General features: G+C 52.7%; 11 protein-coding genes. 9 read left to right on the forward strand and 2 right to left on the reverse strand.

Going from position 1 to position 16,351, the window contains the following annotated elements; all coding sequences use genetic code 11:
- Window positions 1-13 precede the first annotated feature (13 nt).
- The 4 genes from FIV45_RS06555 to FIV45_RS06570 all read left to right on the forward strand — a co-directional run bounded on the left by FIV45_RS06555 (window position 14) and on the right by FIV45_RS06570 (window position 4,486).
- Entirely contained in the window at window positions 14-1,534 is a 1,521-nt protein-coding gene (locus tag FIV45_RS06555) for a YifB family Mg chelatase-like AAA ATPase (protein WP_099471575.1), read from the forward strand.
- A gap of 176 nt (window positions 1,535-1,710) precedes the next feature.
- Window positions 1,711-2,379, forward strand: a complete 669-nt coding sequence (locus tag FIV45_RS06560) for a PEP-CTERM sorting domain-containing protein (protein WP_099471576.1) — start codon at window positions 1,711-1,713, stop codon at window positions 2,377-2,379.
- Between the two features lie 150 nt (window positions 2,380-2,529).
- Window positions 2,530-3,087, forward strand: coding sequence for a lipid-binding SYLF domain-containing protein (locus FIV45_RS06565; protein WP_204602065.1), 558 nt, complete (start codon window positions 2,530-2,532; stop codon window positions 3,085-3,087).
- A gap of 37 nt (window positions 3,088-3,124) precedes the next feature.
- Window positions 3,125-4,486 carry an AmpG family muropeptide MFS transporter gene (locus FIV45_RS06570; RefSeq protein WP_099471577.1) on the forward strand — a complete coding sequence of 454 codons (1,362 nt, stop codon included), beginning with the start codon at window positions 3,125-3,127 and terminating at the stop codon, window positions 4,484-4,486.
- Here the strand turns inward: FIV45_RS06570 and FIV45_RS06575 are convergent.
- Window positions 4,467-5,024, reverse strand: coding sequence for a hypothetical protein (locus FIV45_RS06575; RefSeq protein ID WP_099471578.1), 558 nt, complete (start codon window positions 5,022-5,024; stop codon window positions 4,467-4,469). The two genes, FIV45_RS06570 and FIV45_RS06575, sit on opposite strands and share 20 nt — an antisense overlap.
- A gap of 176 nt (window positions 5,025-5,200) precedes the next feature.
- Here FIV45_RS06575 and FIV45_RS06580 point away from each other — a divergent pair, with 176 nt between their 5' ends.
- The gene (locus tag FIV45_RS06580; RefSeq protein WP_099471579.1) at window positions 5,201-6,037 is read left to right on the forward strand and encodes a GNAT family N-acetyltransferase; all 837 of its coding nucleotides are present in this window, start codon (window positions 5,201-5,203) and stop codon (window positions 6,035-6,037) included.
- A gap of 68 nt (window positions 6,038-6,105) precedes the next feature.
- Window positions 6,106-6,384: a helix-hairpin-helix domain-containing protein gene (locus FIV45_RS06585; RefSeq protein ID WP_099471580.1), complete on the forward strand. Its 279-nt coding sequence runs from the start codon at window positions 6,106-6,108 to the stop codon at window positions 6,382-6,384.
- Window positions 6,385-6,547: 163 nt separating this feature from the next.
- Here the strand turns inward: FIV45_RS06585 and FIV45_RS18910 are convergent, their stop codons facing one another.
- The gene (locus FIV45_RS18910; protein ID WP_099471581.1) at window positions 6,548-8,824 is read right to left on the reverse strand and encodes an NADP-dependent malic enzyme; all 2,277 of its coding nucleotides are present in this window, start codon (window positions 8,822-8,824) and stop codon (window positions 6,548-6,550) included.
- Between the two features lie 291 nt (window positions 8,825-9,115).
- Here FIV45_RS18910 and mutS point away from each other — a divergent pair, with 291 nt between their 5' ends.
- The 3 genes from mutS to murJ are packed head-to-tail and all read left to right on the forward strand — an operon-like array spanning window position 9,116 to window position 16,305.
- Window positions 9,116-11,917 (forward strand): DNA mismatch repair protein MutS, encoded by a 2,802-nt coding sequence (mutS, locus tag FIV45_RS06595; RefSeq protein WP_099471582.1) that lies wholly within the window; start codon window positions 9,116-9,118, stop codon window positions 11,915-11,917.
- The gene (locus tag FIV45_RS06600; protein ID WP_099471583.1) at window positions 11,910-14,732 is read left to right on the forward strand and encodes a [protein-PII] uridylyltransferase; all 2,823 of its coding nucleotides are present in this window, start codon (window positions 11,910-11,912) and stop codon (window positions 14,730-14,732) included. Before mutS ends, FIV45_RS06600 begins: the two co-directional genes overlap by 8 nt.
- A gap of 1 nt (window position 14,733) precedes the next feature.
- Window positions 14,734-16,305, forward strand: a complete 1,572-nt coding sequence (gene murJ / locus FIV45_RS06605) for a murein biosynthesis integral membrane protein MurJ (RefSeq protein ID WP_099471584.1) — start codon at window positions 14,734-14,736, stop codon at window positions 16,303-16,305.
- Window positions 16,306-16,351: the final 46 nt, after the last annotated feature.

Here is a 16,351-nt window from a genome sequence, read left to right on the forward strand (position 1 = left end):
GGCGGAGGGGCGGATGGTCGCGCATATTGGAACAGTTGCATTTGTCGGCATTGAGGCGCGTCTAGTTGATGTGCAGGTTCAGGTGGCGTCGGGATTGCCGTCGTTTACCATTGTGGGTCTGCCGGACAAGGCGGTGGCTGAATCCCGGGAACGGGTAAGAGCCGCTCTCGGCGCCATCGGTCTGGCGCTCCCCCCCAAACGCATTACCGTTAATCTTGCCCCTGCCGATCTGCCGAAGGCGGGCAGTCATTATGACCTTGCAATTGCGTTGGGGGTTCTGGTGGCCATGCAGGCGGTAACCAGTGATATGGTGGAAGCCTACATCGTGCTTGGTGAATTGGGCCTTGATGGCCGGATTCAGTCGGTACCGGGGGTGCTGCCCGCGGCGTTGAAAGCGCTGGAACTGGATTGCGGCCTGATCTGCGCCGCTTCCTGCGGCGGGGAGGCCGCCTGGGCCGGAGAGCTTGAGATTATCGCCGCCGATGGCCTGCTCGGGCTGATCAGCCACCTGAAGGGGCAGCAGAAATATCCGCCCCCCGTGGCGGCTCTGGCGGATATGGTGGATAATCTTCACGACCTGAAAGATATCAAGGGGCAGGAGACCGCCAAGCGGGCGTTGGAGATCACGGCGGCCGGTGGCCATAATTTATGTATGGTCGGGCCGCCGGGGTCGGGAAAGTCAATGCTGGCGGCGCGTCTGCCGGGAATCTTGCCGCCGATGACGCCGCAGGAGGTGCTGGAAGTCAGTATGGTGGCCTCGGTCGCCGGCCTGCTGACCGAAGGAAAAATCACCCGGCAGCGTCCTTATCGTACGCCGCATCATTCGGCCTCCATGGCGGCGCTCACCGGTGGCGGCATGCGGGCCCAGCCGGGGGAGATCTCGCTCGCCCATCGCGGAGTGCTCTTTCTTGATGAACTGCCGGAGTTTCACCGCCCGGCGCTCGACAGCCTGCGTCAACCGATAGAAACTGGGGAAGTCGTGGTCGCCCGTGCCAATCTTCATGTCACCTACCCCGCGCGCTTCCAATTGGTGGCGGCGATGAATCCCTGCCGTTGTGGTTACCTCGAAGATCCGGCCCAGGCCTGCAGTCGGGCCCCGAAATGTGCCGTCGATTACCAATCTAAGGTTTCCGGCCCGATGATGGACCGCTTTGACATTCATATCGAGGTCCCGGCGGTCAGCGCCCATGACCTGTCCCTGCCTGCCGCCGCCGAAGGCAGTGCCGATGTCGCCCGGCGGGTGCAGGCGGCGCGGCAAAGGCAGACCCGGCGCTATCAGGCAATGGGTATTAGTAATCGGGTGCGCAGCAACGCCGAGGTGGATGGGGAGGCGCTGGAGCAGGTGGCTGTGCTCGACAAGGCGGGATCGGACATTCTCGCCCAGGCCATCGATGTGATGAAGCTCACCGCGCGCGGCTATCACCGGATATTGCGGGTTGCCCGTACCCTGGCGGACCTTGAAGGGGTAGACAATATCGCCAAACGCCATATCGCCGAAGCCCTCAGTTACCGCCAAAAGAAGCACTTGCGCTGACCGGGGTTGCGAGGATGTGTAAAGAATCCTGACACATTTTGGCCGTATTTGGTGATTGTTTTACAGTGTTGGTATGAGAATATGCGGAATATGTTATATTTTGCGCCATTCTTATAATTGGCATGAGATTTGCATAGTGGGAGGTAAGTTTATTTTATGTTGAGTTAGGAAAAACAATGTTATTGAAAAAAATAATACCAACCGTGGTCATCGTTCTTGGTCTGGCTTCATTTACTTCTTCCGCTGTAGCTGCTGCCATCGTCTATACTGATCGGGGTCTTTTTGAAGGTGCCCTTCAGAATGTCATTATCGATGATTTTAGCAATGATGATTATGACTTTTTAAATACCGACGCGGTCATGAAAAACCTGTCGGCCGGATCAATCGGTTATGAAAGCACATTTTTTGGTGTGCCTGATTGGAATATTGTCCAGAATTCTGGACCGCAAGTTGATACATTATGCTGGGGGTGTAACGGTTCGGGCATGATTATTCTTGATGATACAACAATTGGGTCAGCAGATGGGGTGTTCGGCTTTGGCCTGGATATTATTGGAAATTCGACGGGGACGCCATATGACGCGTTTGTCACGTACGGTGATGGCTCAACCGAGAATTTCGACCTGGGAACCGGAGCTAAATTTTTCGGCCTGACATCAGATTTACTTATCAAAACTGTGCATTTTGGTCTTGTGAACGGGGGAATTACAGGAAGTGGTAGTTTTACGGTAGATAACGTAACCATCGGTAACATGCGCAGCACAACTGTACCCGAACCCGCGCCTCTGGCTCTGTTGGGCCTCGGTTTGCTGGGTCTCGGTCTGGCGCGTAAACGTCGTAACTGATATCTGATCATTATATTTTGAGAGAGCGGCTTTCCTGTCACGGGGAGGTCGCCTTTTTTTTGCTTATTTGTTGAGGTAATAATCTTTTGTGACAAGGAACGGATTGATGTTATGGTCCGTTATATTTATTCACTCAAAAGGTATTTTGATATGTTGAAGAAAATTATTTTACTGATCGCCCTGACGGCTGTTCCGTTCGCGGCTTCCGCTAAATCCGCAGATAAGAAACGCGCCGAAATTCTCGAAATGCGCCAGGAAGTTCTGACGCGTCTCTATAGCGAGAAGCCCGAGGCCCGGGACATGATCAAATCTGCCGAAGGCTATGCGGTTTTTAACAATGGGGGGGTCAATCTTATTTTCTTGTCCGCGGGGAGCGGCAAGGGGGTCGCTCATGACAATAAAACCGGCAAGAATACCTTCATGCGCATGGCCACAGGCGGGGTTGGTATCGGGCTTGGCATAAAAGACTATCAGGCGGTGATGATCTTCCATAAACGCTCGGCGTTTGATAACTTCGTCGAACATGGTTGGGATTTTTCTGGCCAGGCGGATGCCGCCGCGAAAGTGGGGGATGAAGGCGGCGAGGCCAATGTGGCCGATACCGCTGTCGGCGGGGTCACGATTTATCAGATGACCAAGAAAGGTCTTGCGCTTCAGGCCACATTGCAAGGCACCAAATACTGGAAAAATGGCAAGCTGAACAAGTAACCCCAACGGCAGACAGTAAAAAAATAAAGGGTAGGATGTGACACGGGTAAAAAGCTGGTGGGCGGCGATTGAGGTTTTTCGGAAAAAGCATGTCATTGCCATGCTGTTCTTCGGCTTTTCCAGTGGCTTGCCCCTGGCGCTGTCATTTAGCATTCTCGGGTTATGGTTGAAGGAAGACGGTATGTCGCTGGGCAATGCCGTGCAATTCTCCCTCGTCGGTTTGCCGTATCTGTTTAAATTCGCCTGGGCCCCCCTGATTGATCGGGTGCCGTTGCCATTCCTCAGCTCGCTTATGGGGCAACGGCGCAGCTGGATGCTGTTGTCACAGGGTATGGTAATGGTGATGATATTTGCGCTTGGCGGTTTTGCTTCCGCAACGGCGCCGGTCCTGACAGCTTTTGTCGCGCTTGCCATGACTTTCAGTTCCGCCACGCAGGATATTGTGGTTGATGCCTACCGAATAGACCGTCTGGCCGAAGATGAACAAGCGGCCGGGGCGGCGATGATCATTTATGGCTATCGTATTGGCATGCTGGTGTCAGGAGGGGGCAGCCTTATTCTGGCTGATCACATGGGCTGGCCAGCTGTCTATGCCATCATGGCGGTGTTGATGAGCGTCGGGATCATCACGACTTTGTTGAACCGGGAACCCGAAAATATAGAAAAACAACTGGTCAGGGATCAGGAACGGGACCTGGCCGTGCAGTTCAGCGAAAAATTCAGTCCGGGGTTGGCGCGGTTTCTCGCCTGGGTCCAGGTTGCCATTTGGGCGCCGTTTCAGAATTTCATGACTAAAAAAGCCTGGGTTCTTATTCTGTTGACCATTGTATTGTTCAAACTGGGCGATGCGCTGGCCGGGGTGATCACCAATTTGTTTCTGGTTGACGCCTTGGGGTTCAGTAAAACCCAGGTGGGCACGATTGTGAAAGGTTTTGGTCTGATCGCCACTTTGTCCGGCATTGCAGTTGGCGGGGTCTTGCTCAAACGGTTCGGAATGTTCCGGGCGTTGGTGTTGTGCGGCGTTCTGCAACTGGGGTCTAACGCGCTGTTCATTGTGCAATATCATTTGGGAGTCGACGTCGCTTTCCTGCATGTGACCATCGGGGTGGAGAATTTTACAGGCGGCATGGGAACGGTCGTTTTTGTCGCTTATCTTTCCGCGCTGTGTAATAAGGCCTTTTCTGCCACGCAATATGCGTTGATGAGCGCCCTGGCGGCCGTGCCGCGGGGTTTTCTCTCCGCCAATGCCGGCCATTGGGTGGAAAGCCTTGGCTGGGTTAATTTCTTTACCCTGACAATTTTAGCCGCCGTGCCGGGCATTCTGCTGCTATTTATTTTGCGTCGCTATGATATGGGGATTGTATCTGTTGAAAAAGAGCTTAGTCCCGACGTGCGATAATGCGCAAGGTCGGGGAAAAGCGATTTTTACGCCAGGCCATCTTGAAACCGCGCTGTTCCAACAGAAACATAATGTTTTTTGGTTGAAAAAAATTAATCTGACCTGGTAGAGGGGCGGGCCTTAAAAAAGGCCGTTGTACCGGAGCGGAAAGATACAGCAGGCCACCGGGGCGGAGCTGGTCAAATTTCTCCCTGAAAAAGGCGCTAAGATCGGGGACGTAAGGTAAAACCATATCAGCCCAGATGGCCGCATTGTCCCTGCTTTCTGCCACCAATGCTGTAAAAGCAACATTTCCATCCGAAGGCAGGGTATCGATTTCTGCCGGATCCAGACCGTGCAAGGCGATGGTCGGCGTCTTTTGCAGGGCGGATAGGGCAGGCAGGTCCTTGAAAGAAGTGAACAGGGACTGATATGGGTCTGAGGATGTTTCTGATGTGGTGGGCTGCTGTTTGAAGCCGCAAAAGATACAGCGGTAACAGCTCGTCCGGGGGGCTGGACTGACTTTCGCACCGCAAATGGCGCAGGAGGAACTCGTCATGGAAACATCATTCTGCATAAGATTTATGATTAGTAGAGTGTTGGTTATAGGTTAGCCTTGTCTCCTTGTTAAGATGTTTTATAGAATTCACCAGAAGAATTTGTTTGCCGCGGCCCGGGGGTATATAGTAAGCCTGATCAGGAAAGTGTAACGGTGGGTAGAAAGTAAAGTCATTTATGGCACGTGAGAAGATCAATATGAGTGGTTTGGATAAGCCGGGGGCAATTTTTGTCAAAGCAGGCGATATTGAAATTCGTCTTGCCAATTCCGAAACTGAACTTCTGGCTGCCCAGAAACTGCGGTATCAGGTCTTCTATAAGGAAATGCATGCCAAGCCGACCGGTGAAATGGAAAAACTGGGCCGGGATTATGACGATTTCGATCTGGTGTGTGATCATTTGCTGGCCTTTGATACCAGCAAGACCGGCGATGATGCCGTGATTGCCACATACCGTTTGTTGCGCGAAGAAAAAATTGATGGCATCCAGAATTTCTACTCTTCCCAGGAATTCGATCTCAGCAATATGGACAAAAAACCCTTCCGCGACAGAATGGCCGGACGTCAGGGGCTGGAACTGGGGCGAAGTTGTGTGCGGGAAGCTTACCGGTCTAACAATATCATTCAGCTGATGTGGAAGGCGATCATCGTCTATATCACCCATCACAAGGTCGGCTGTCTGTTTGGCTGCGCCAGTCTGGCCGGGGTGATCCAGGGGGATCTGGAATTGCCGTTGTCTTATCTGTATCATAAATATAAGACTCCGGATGATATCAATATTCCCGCTCTGCCGGAACGGTTTCAGAAGATGGATTATTATCCGGCGGATTATGAAGGCCTGAGTAAAGCCAAGCGTCAATTGGCGCCCTTGGTGCGCGGTTATGCGGCGCTCGGCTGTTATATCGGCGACGGCGCGGTCATTGACGAGCAGTTTAACACCACCGATGTGTTTATCCTGCTGTTCACGGACCGTCTGCGTGAACGCAACCCCCAAATGTTTGACGGCATCGAATAGGTTAAGCGTACGGTCGCAAGGTGTCTTTCCTTCGTAATTTCGTAATTCGATATTTAGGTAAGTTTTTTATGAAAAAAAATAGCCTTGAAGACAAACGGAAATTAAAAGATCTCGCTTGCATCGGACGCGCGACCGAAAGTGATCTTCATGTTCTCGGGATTAGGCATGTGGAACAGCTGAAAAAGTGGTCAGGTGCGGATCTATATTCAGCATTATGCGAAAAAACAGGCGTTCAACATAACATCTGCTGTCTTGATGTTTTCAACTGCGTCGTAGCTCAGGCGAATGACCCTGATCTCCCGAAAGAACAGTGTGACTGGTGCAATGTGAGGAAAACATCACGCTAACTAAGTGGGGTACACTCTAATCGAAGCCTTTTCTGATGTCGGGGGGGAGGGTGAATTACGGTGAAATTCCGGTCACGGCTTACTTTTTATCCGAATTGCCCCCACGATATGGGAAGATCTCAGGTGCGGGACAGGAGGAGGTGTCTTCCTGTCCCGCGAAGCCCTATTTTTTCAACAGATTGACATTATGGGCGGCGAGGGCGGCGAGATTGATGATTTCGGACGCATAGGACCCCATGGGGATCACCTGTACCGAATGGGTCAGGCCGACCAGCATCGGGCCGATCACGGTGCCGCCCCCCAGTTCCCGCAGAAGTTTTGTCGAAATATGGGCTGAATGCATGCCTGGCATGATCAGGACGTTGGCCGGTCCGGACAGACGGCAGAAGGGATAGCTCTGCATGATTTCCGGATTGAGCGCCACACCGGCGTGCATTTCACCTTCATATTCGAAATCGACATCTTTCGTATCCAGAACGCTTACGGCTTCCCGTGATGTGGTGGCGAGAATGCCGCCTGTCGGGTTGCCAAAATTGGTGTAAGACATAAAGGCAACCCGGGGTTCAATGCCAAAATGGCGTACCGTATCGGCGGTATGAATGGCGATTTCGGCCATTTCCTCGGCTGTGGGCATTTCATTGATGGCGGTATCGGCGACAAAGATCGTCCGGTCCTCGGCCACAACAATGGATAGTCCCATGGCCTTACGGTCAGGCAGCGGATCGATTACCTTGGTAATGCTTTCCAGAGCGGCGGCGTAATGGCGGGTGTGACCGGTGACCATGGCGTCTGCATCGCCAAAGGCAAGCATGCAGGCGCCAAAAACATTGCGGTCACTGCGCACCAGACGCAGGCAGTCGCGAAACAGATAGCCGTCACGTTGCAGTTTGGAAAACAGGAATTCGGCATATTGGTGGCTTTTGTCACTGTTCCGGCCGTGGTGGATTTCAAGTTTGTCCGTGCGGTCATGGCCGATGCGTTCCAGATGATCACGGATTGGTTCTTCATGACCAAGCAAGACGGCCTTGCCATAGCCATTCTGTTCAAAACCAAGGGCTGCACGCAGGACAGTTTCCTCATCGGCCTCGGTGAAAATCACCCGTTTGAGGTCCTTGCCGAGTTGATCATAAACCATTTGCAGGGTGCCGGTCGTCGGGTTGAGCCGCGCCGCCAGTTCCTTGCGGTAGGCATTCATATCGATCAACGGTTTTTTGGCGACGCCGCTTTTGATCGCGGCTTCGGCCACGGCCGGGGAAATGGCGCTGATCAGTCGGGGGTCGAAAGGTGCCGGAATGATATAGTCCGGTCCGTATTTGGGGTGGCCTCCGGTATAGGCGGCGGCAACTTCATCAGGCACATCCTCCCGGGCGAGCTCGGCAATGGCCAGGGCTGCGGCGACTTTCATTTCATCATTAATGGTCGACGCCCGCACATCAAGCGCGCCGCGAAAGATATAAGGGAAACCAAGCACATTATTGACCTGGTTAGGATAATCGGACCGACCTGTGGCGACAATGGCATCGGGGCGGACGGCCTTGACGTCTTCCGGCGTAATTTCCGGATCCGGATTGGCCATGGCGAAAATAATTGGCTTGTCGGCCATGTTTTTTACCATTTCCTGTGATACCGCTCCTTGAACAGACAGACCAAGAAAGACATCGGCGCCTTTCAGGGCCTCTTCCAGGCTGCGGTGTTCGGTTTCAACCGCGTGGGCCGATTTCCATTGGTTCATGCCTTCTTCGCGGCCCTGATAGATCACGCCCTTGCTGTCGCACATGATAACGTTGTGATGGGGGACGCCCATCGCCTTGATCAGTTCTGTACAGGCAATGGCGGCAGCACCGGCGCCGTTGACCACTACTGTGACATCCTTGATATCGCGGTCAGTAAGGTCAATAGCGTTAATAATGCCGGCGCCGGTGATGATCGCGGTGCCGTGCTGATCATCATGGAAGACCGGGATATCCATTTTTTCCCGGAGCGCCTGTTCTATGATGAAACATTCCGGCGCCTTGATATCTTCCAGATTAATGCCGCCAAAGGTCGGCCCAAGCAGTTTAACGCAATTGATGAATTCATCTACGTCTGTGGTATCGACTTCCAGATCAATGCCGTCGATGTCGGCGAACCGTTTGAAGAGAACGGCCTTGCCTTCCATTACCGGTTTTGACGCCAGCGGGCCAAGATTACCGAGGCCAAGAATGGCGGTGCCATTGGTGATGATCGCCACAAGGTTTCCTTTGGCGGTATAATCATAGGCAAGGTTGGGATGTTCGGCGATGGCGCGTACCGGTGCGGCGACGCCGGGGGAGTAGGCAAGCGACAGATCGCGTTGGGTCGCCATGGATTTTGTCGCGGTAATTTCCAGCTTTCCCGGCCGGCCGGCGGCGTGATAATGAAGCGCTTCCTTATCGCCAAAATCATTTTTCTTGTCACTCATATTCATTAGTCCTTTTACTTCACGCGGTGCCTGAATTTGGTTGTTCATCTCAGGCTTATATTTTTAAGCGCTTTTTATAGTTTCAATCGGGTCGGAAGAATTGCTTTCCGGTGTCGGAATAGATAAAGTATCTTCAGTATGGCCGCCAGAGGGGCGAACGGAAAGAGTAAAATACATTTAATCCATTATTTCTTATATGGGTACTATTGTTATCTTAATTGTATATATATTGTAATTTTATTAAATGCAAATAACAAAAATCTTTATTAATATATTAAACTAGAGAGTTTTATGACGGAAACAGCAGCGGCAAAACATTCCCGGTCCAACGCGGCAGTCGCAGAGTATGGTTCTTCAGTGGAACCGGGGCGCAATGCGGACGGTAAAGCGACGAAAAAGACCCGTGCCGCGGCGGATGTCGTAACACCGATGATGGCGCAATATCTTGACCTTAAGGCCAAGAATCAGGATTACCTGTTGTTTTACCGTATGGGGGATTTTTACGAACTGTTTTTCGATGATGCAGTTAAGGCGGCGGAAGCGCTCGATATTACCCTGACCAAACGCGGAAAGCATAGTGGTAATGACATTCCCATGTGTGGTGTTCCGGTGCATGCGGCGGAAAATTATCTGTCACGTTTGATCCGAAAGGGATTCAAGGTCGCGGTGTGTGAACAGATGGAAGACCCGGCGGAGGCCAAAAAGCGGGGGGCCAAATCTGTGGTCCGACGCGATGTCGTGCGTCTGGTAACACCCGGCACCATAACGGAGGAAAACCTGCTTAACGCCCGACAGAATAATTTTCTTGCGGCCTTGTCCCGGGCCCAGAACGACTTTGCGCTGGCCTGGCTTGATATTTCGACAGGAGATTTTTTTGTTACGGCCCTTGACCCGGCCAATCTGGACGCGGAATTATCGCGGCTGCAGGCGGGAGAATTAATCCTTTCCGCCCAGGTTGTGGAAGATGAACGGCTGGGGGATGGCCTGGAAGACTGGCGTCATATTCTGAGTTATGTGGAAAACAGTACTTTTGATAGTACGGCCGCGGAGACGACGCTGAAGGCGTCATACGGGGTATCCGTTCTGGAAGGTATCGGCAGCTACACGCGGGCGCAATTGTCGGCCTGCGGGGCATTGGTGGTTTATCTTCAGGAAACCCAGAAAGGGCAGTTGCCGAAGTTGGCGCATCCCCTGAGTGTGGGAGAGGAAAGCACCGTGATGATCGACGGGGCGACCCGCCGGAATCTTGAATTGACTCATACTTTGGCGGGATCACGGAAAGGCAGTTTACTGCATTGTCTTGACCGGACCGTGACAGGCGCTGGCGCGCGGCTGCTGAACAGCCGTCTTAATGCGCCCTTGATGGATCCGGGGACGATTGGGCGGCGTCTGGATCTGGTGGCGTATTTTCAGGAACACGAAGGTCTGCGCCATAAAATCCGGGATCTTTTAAAACGATGTCCTGATCTGGAACGGGCCATGTCACGCCTGTCGCTCGGGCGGGGTGGACCCCGTGATCTGGCGGCGGTGCGGGATGGTTTGATTCAGGCCGGCGGGATCAAAAATATTTTCCAAAGTAAGCAGACGGCGGATACTCTCGAAAGTTTGCCGGCCGATATTGATCAAATTCTTGAAAATATGGGCCGTCATCAGGATGTTATCGCATTGTTACAACGGGCGTTGGCCGAAGAACTGCCTACCATTATTCGCGACGGGAATTTTATTGCCAAGGGCTATCACGGGGCGCTGGATGAGTTTCGCATGTTGTCGAGTGAGAGCAAGCGTTTGATCTTGGGACTGGAAAGCCAATATCGCGAACAGTCCGGTGTTAGTGGTCTTAAAATTAAATATAACAATGTATTAGGCTATTTTATTGAAGTAACGGCGTTGCATGCTGACAAGCTGATGGGGCCACCGCTCAATGAAGATTTCATTCACCGCCAGACCTTGGCCAATGTGGTGCGGTTCAACAGCAGTGAACTGGCGAAACTCGCCGGCAAGATAGGCCAGGCGGCGGATCGGGCATTGGCGTTGGAACATGAAATTTACGAAGAACTGGTGGGGGCTGTTCTGATGCAGTGGCAGCAGATCAGTCGTGCAGCCCAGGCGTTGGCGCAGCTGGATGTGGCTACGGCCCTGGCGGAACTGGCCGCTGAAAAGAATTATTGCCGGCCAAAGGTTGATGCCAGTCTGGCCTTCGCAGTGGAGCATGGCCGTCACCCGGTGGTGGAGGCGGCTTTGCTTGCGGCAAATACGGACCATTTTGTTGCCAATGACTGTAATCTTGATCCGGGGAACCGGTTGTGGTTGATTACAGGACCGAATATGGCGGGTAAAAGTACTTTTCTGCGTCAGAATGCGGTGATCGCCCTGATGGCGCAAATGGGCAGCTTTGTCCCGGCGCGGTCGGCGCACATCGGGGTTGTTGATCGCCTGTTCAGCCGCGTGGGCGCGTCAGATGATCTGGCGCGGGGGCGTTCAACCTTTATGGTGGAAATGGTGGAAACGGCGGCCATCCTCAACCAGTCCAGTGAACGATCTCTGGTTATCCTGGACGAGATCGGGCGGGGAACGGCGACCTATGATGGCTTGTCCATTGCCTGGGCGGCGGTAGAACATATTCATGAGGTGAACCAGTGCCGGGCGTTGTTTGCAACCCATTATCATGAAATGACGGCGCTGGCGGCAAAGCTCAGCGATCTGGCGCTGCATTATATGAAGGTCAAGGACTGGGAAGGGGAGGTGATCTTCCTGCATGAAGTGGCGGCGGGATCGGCGGACCGGTCTTACGGGATTCAGGTGGCGAAGCTTGCCGGATTGCCCAAAGTGGTTGTCGAACGCGCCCAACAAGTGCTACATAGTCTGGAACAAGGCGGACAGGGCGCGGCCAAGGGCCAGAAGATGGAAGAACTGGCCGATGATTTGCCGCTTTTCTCGGCGATTCAGATGCAGGTCAACAAGCCGCCTGCTGATGACAACGGTACGGCCGCCCGCTTAGAGCGGGAACTGGCGGAGATTAATCCTGATGACCTGTCCCCCCGCGCGGCGATGGACATGCTCTATCACTTAAAAAAGATACAACAAGATGGCTAAAATCTACCGGCAAAAACAGGTTTTCGATCGTAAGACGTTTTCAACCCGTCTTTCCGCGTTGAAAGAACAGTACGGACCATCGGATATTCGCCCGGCGCTGGTGGATCTGTTCAAGGAATATTATCAGCAGGGATTTGATGAAGTTCGCCGGCGTTGTGAGACGGGCGCCAACGGGAAACCGCTTGCCATGGCGCAGACTTTTCTCACCGATGAAATTATCTTGCAGCTTTATACCGTCACGACAAGCTATATTTATACCGAGAAAAACCGCACCTCTGGCGAACGTTTGAGCCTGGTTGCGATCGGGGGATATGGCCGGATGGATATGGTGCCTTATTCCGACGTGGACCTGCTGTTTTTACTGCCATACAAGCAAACCCCCTGGGGCGAGCGGGTGGTGGAATATATTCTCTACATGCTGTGGGACATTGGTTTTAAAGTTGGACATGCGGTACGCACGGTCAATGAAAGTATTCGTTTGGCCAGGGAAGATCTGACAATCCGCACCTCTCTGCTGGAATCCCGACATATCTGTGCTGATGAGGAACTGTATGAGGAATTTCTCACCCGTTATGACAAAGAGGTGATTTCCGGTCATGAGCCTGAATTTGTCGAGGAAAAACTTAATGAACGCGATACACGCCATGTGAAGCTTGGCCAGGCGCGTTATGTGGTGGAACCGAATATTAAGGAAGGCAAGGGGGGATTGCGGGACCTGCAAACGCTCTACTGGATTTCCAAGTTCATTTATGGGGTGCATAGCGTCGGGGAAGTGGTTGAAAAAGGAATATTCTCGGCGGGGGACTATCGTCAGTTCCAGAAGGCCTATAATTTCCTGACCACGGTTCGGTTTCATTTGCACTATGTTTCGGAACGGGCGGAAGAACGGATATCTTTCGGGGTGCAGAAAATTCTCGCCGAACGTCTGGGGTATGCCGACCGGGCGGGGTTGTCGGGGGTAGAGCGCTTTATGAAGCATTACTTCCTTACCGCCAAGACGGTCGGGGACCTGACGCGCATTTATTGCGCCTACCTGGAAGATAAACACAAGCGCAAGCCGCGCCTGCGTATGCCGCGTTTTGGCCTGCACAAACGTAAAGTTGGGGTTTTTCCTGTCGAAGGCAGCCGCATTTCCCTGACAACCTCGAAGGACCTGAAAGACGATCCGGTCAATATGATCCGGATATTCCATATCGCCCAGCAACAGGACTTGGATATACATCCCCGCGCCATGCGCCGAATTCGCCAGAATCTGACTTTGGTTGATCGAAAATTACAAAAAAATGTCGAAGCCAACAGATTGTTCATGGAAATTCTGACCTTCAAGGATGGACCGGGATTTGCCCTGCGTCTTATGAATGAAGCAGGAATTCTGGGGAAATTTATTCCTGATTTTGGCCGTGTTGTCGCCCAGATGCAGTTTGACATGTATCATGTCTATACGGTGGACGAGCACACGATTCGGGCGATTGAACTCTTGTCGGAAGTGGAACGGGGATTGCTTGCCGAGGACCATCCGTTGGCCAATGATATTGTGCATAAGGTGCTGTCCCGGGAAGTGCTTTATGTGGCGGTAATGCTGCATGATATCGCCAAGGGACGCAAGGGTGACCATTCGGTGCTCGGGGAAGAGGTGGCGAAAAAGCTTTGTCCGCGTATGGGACTGAATGCGGCCCAGACGGAAACCGTTGCCTGGTTGGTGCGGCATCATTTGGACATGACCCATGTGGCGTTCAAGCGCGACCTTAATGACCCAAAAACCATTTCGGACTTCGCCCAGATTATCCAGAGCCCGGAACGCCTGCGGTTGCTGCTGGTGTTGACCGTTGTTGATATCCGTGCGGTGGGACCAAAGATCTGGAACGGCTGGAAGGGACAGTTGCTGAGAGAACTCTATTATCAGGCGGAAGAGTATCTTTTCGGAGGCCATATTGAAACAGGTAACAAATACCGGATTGAGGCCGCGAAGAAAGATTTGCAGGAAGAGCTTCAGGACTGGACTGATGAAGAATTTTCCGCTTATAGCGATCGGTTCTACGATTCTTACTGGCTGGCGCTTAACCTTGAAAATCAGGCCCGGAATGCCCGGTTGATTGCCCTGTCAGACCGTATTGGTGAAAAGCTGACCATCAATATTCATGTGGATGAATTTCAGAGTATTTCTGAACTGACCATTTATGCCCAGGATCATCCCGGTCTTTTTGCCCGGATGACAGGGGCGATCACGATCAGCGGCGCGTCAATCCAGGATGCCAAGATTTTCACCACCAAGGATGGCATGGCGCTGGATACGTTCTGGATTCAGGAACCGGATGGCGGGATTTTTAAAGACAAGCATAAACTGGCGCGTCTTAAAAGCACGATTGAGCGTACCCTGGCCGGAGAAATCCTGCCGCGGAAGGAACTCGAAGCCCTGCGGAACCGGCCACGGGCCATCGATGCCTTTACGGTGGAACCACGGGTGCTGATCGATAATATGGCCAGTAACCGTTATACGGTGGTTGAACTGAACGGTCTTGACCGCCCGGGTTTTTTGCACATGTTGTCGCAGGCGCTGGTGGATCTGAAACTGTCGATCGGCAGTGCTCATGTGGCGACCTTTGGGGAACGGGCGGTGACGGTGTTCTTTATATGTGACCTGTTTGGGCATAAGGTTCATAATGAAGCCAAATTGCAGAAGATCAGAGAAAAGCTGATGGAAGCCTTGCTGGCGGGCACCAAAAAGACCGCAGGCAAGAAAAAAACAGTCAAGAAAACGGTCGTGAAGAAAAGCACGGTTAAAAAGGTTAGAAAACCACGGGAAAGTGTAAAATAATATGTCCATCGGCAAAGCGGTTGCGATTTTCAGCAGCTTCACTTTTTTAAGTCGCATCCTGGGCTTTGTACGCGATATTCTCTCGGCGTCCATTTTGGGGGCCGGATTTGTGGCGGACTGCTTTTTCGTTGCGCTGAAATTGCCAAATTTCTTTCGGCGACTTTTTGCCGAGGGCGCATTCAGTGCCGCGTTTGTCCCGGTGTTTACCGCGACCCTGACCAAGGACGGTAAAGAAGAGGCTCTGAGCTTTGCTGAAAGCGCTTTCTCCTGCCTGTTGGTGGTGTTGCTGTCCCTGGTGGCGCTGATGGAAGTTTTTGCCCCTGGCCTGATTTATATCCTGACCGGCGGGTTCGGGGATGACGAGGTCAAATTTCAGCTGGCAGTTCTGTTGACCCGCTTTACCTTTCCTTTTCTGCTGTGTGTCAGTCTGGTGTCTTTGCTGGGCGGAATCCTTAACGCATTGGGGAAATTTTCTGAAACGGCGGCGACACCGATCATTTTGAATCTCTGCATGATCAGCGCCCTGATTTTCTTTTCGAATAGTATGGATACACCGGCGCACAGTTTGGCGATTGCTGTGACCCTGGCCGGGATTATTCAGTTGATTTGGCTGTATTTTGCCTGCCGCCGGGTGGGTTATCGATTGCGGTTGGTGATGCCAAAAGTGACCCCGAAAGTTAAACAGATGCTGGTGATCATGATGCCTGTGGCCTTGGGCGCCGGGGTTATTCAGGTCAATCTCATGCTTGATTTGATCCTGGCGGCCAGATTGCCCAATGGGTCTATTTCCTTCCTGTTTTATGCAGATCGGCTAAATCAGTTGCCGGTCGGGGTGATTGGTGTGGCGCTTGGCACGGTGCTGTTGCCCATGCTGGCGCGGAACATAGCGGAAGGCAACGATGATGAATGCAATTACAACCAGAACAGAGCCATTGAACTGGGTCTGTTCCTCACGGTGCCAGCGGCCATTGCCTTTATGGTCGTGCCCTATCCATTGATCCATGTCTTATTTGAACGCAATGCCTTCACCAATACCGACAGTTGGCAGACGGCCTATGCCCTGATGGCCTATGCCGCCGGCTTGCCAGCCTATGTTCTGGCCAAGGTCTTCAGTCCGGGATATTTCGCCCGTCAGGACACCAAGACGCCGGTGAAATACGCTATGGTGGCCTTGGTGGTCAATATGACATTGAACCTGATTTTGATGCAGTATTTTGCCCATGTCGGTCTGGCGATGGCGACGGCAATCTCGGCCTGGCTCAATGTGGCGTTACTGGCCGGGGGGTTGATTCGGCGCGGGCATTTCAGGTTTGACCGCAGTGTATTGATCCGGCTGGGTAAATATACCCTCGCCAGTGCAGTCATGGGAGGGGTTGTCTGGGGACTGATGGCGCCGGTCTCGGGTCTGATTGCCGGGCCTCTGCTGATGAAGGTTACCGGCTTGTTGATCCTGATCAGCAGCGGGGTTGGCAGCTATATTGTCATGACCCTGGTGACGGGTGCGTTCAGGTTGCGCGAAATGAAGGCGCTGTTGCGGCGAAAGAAAGCCCCGGCTGCTGATAACGCGTCTTGACCGTAACCGGTTTTGCAGCCATAACATTTCACACAAACATGATCAT

This window comes from Paremcibacter congregatus (assembly GCF_006385135.1).
Taxonomy (GTDB): Bacteria; Pseudomonadota; Alphaproteobacteria; order Sphingomonadales; family Emcibacteraceae; genus Paremcibacter; species Paremcibacter congregatus.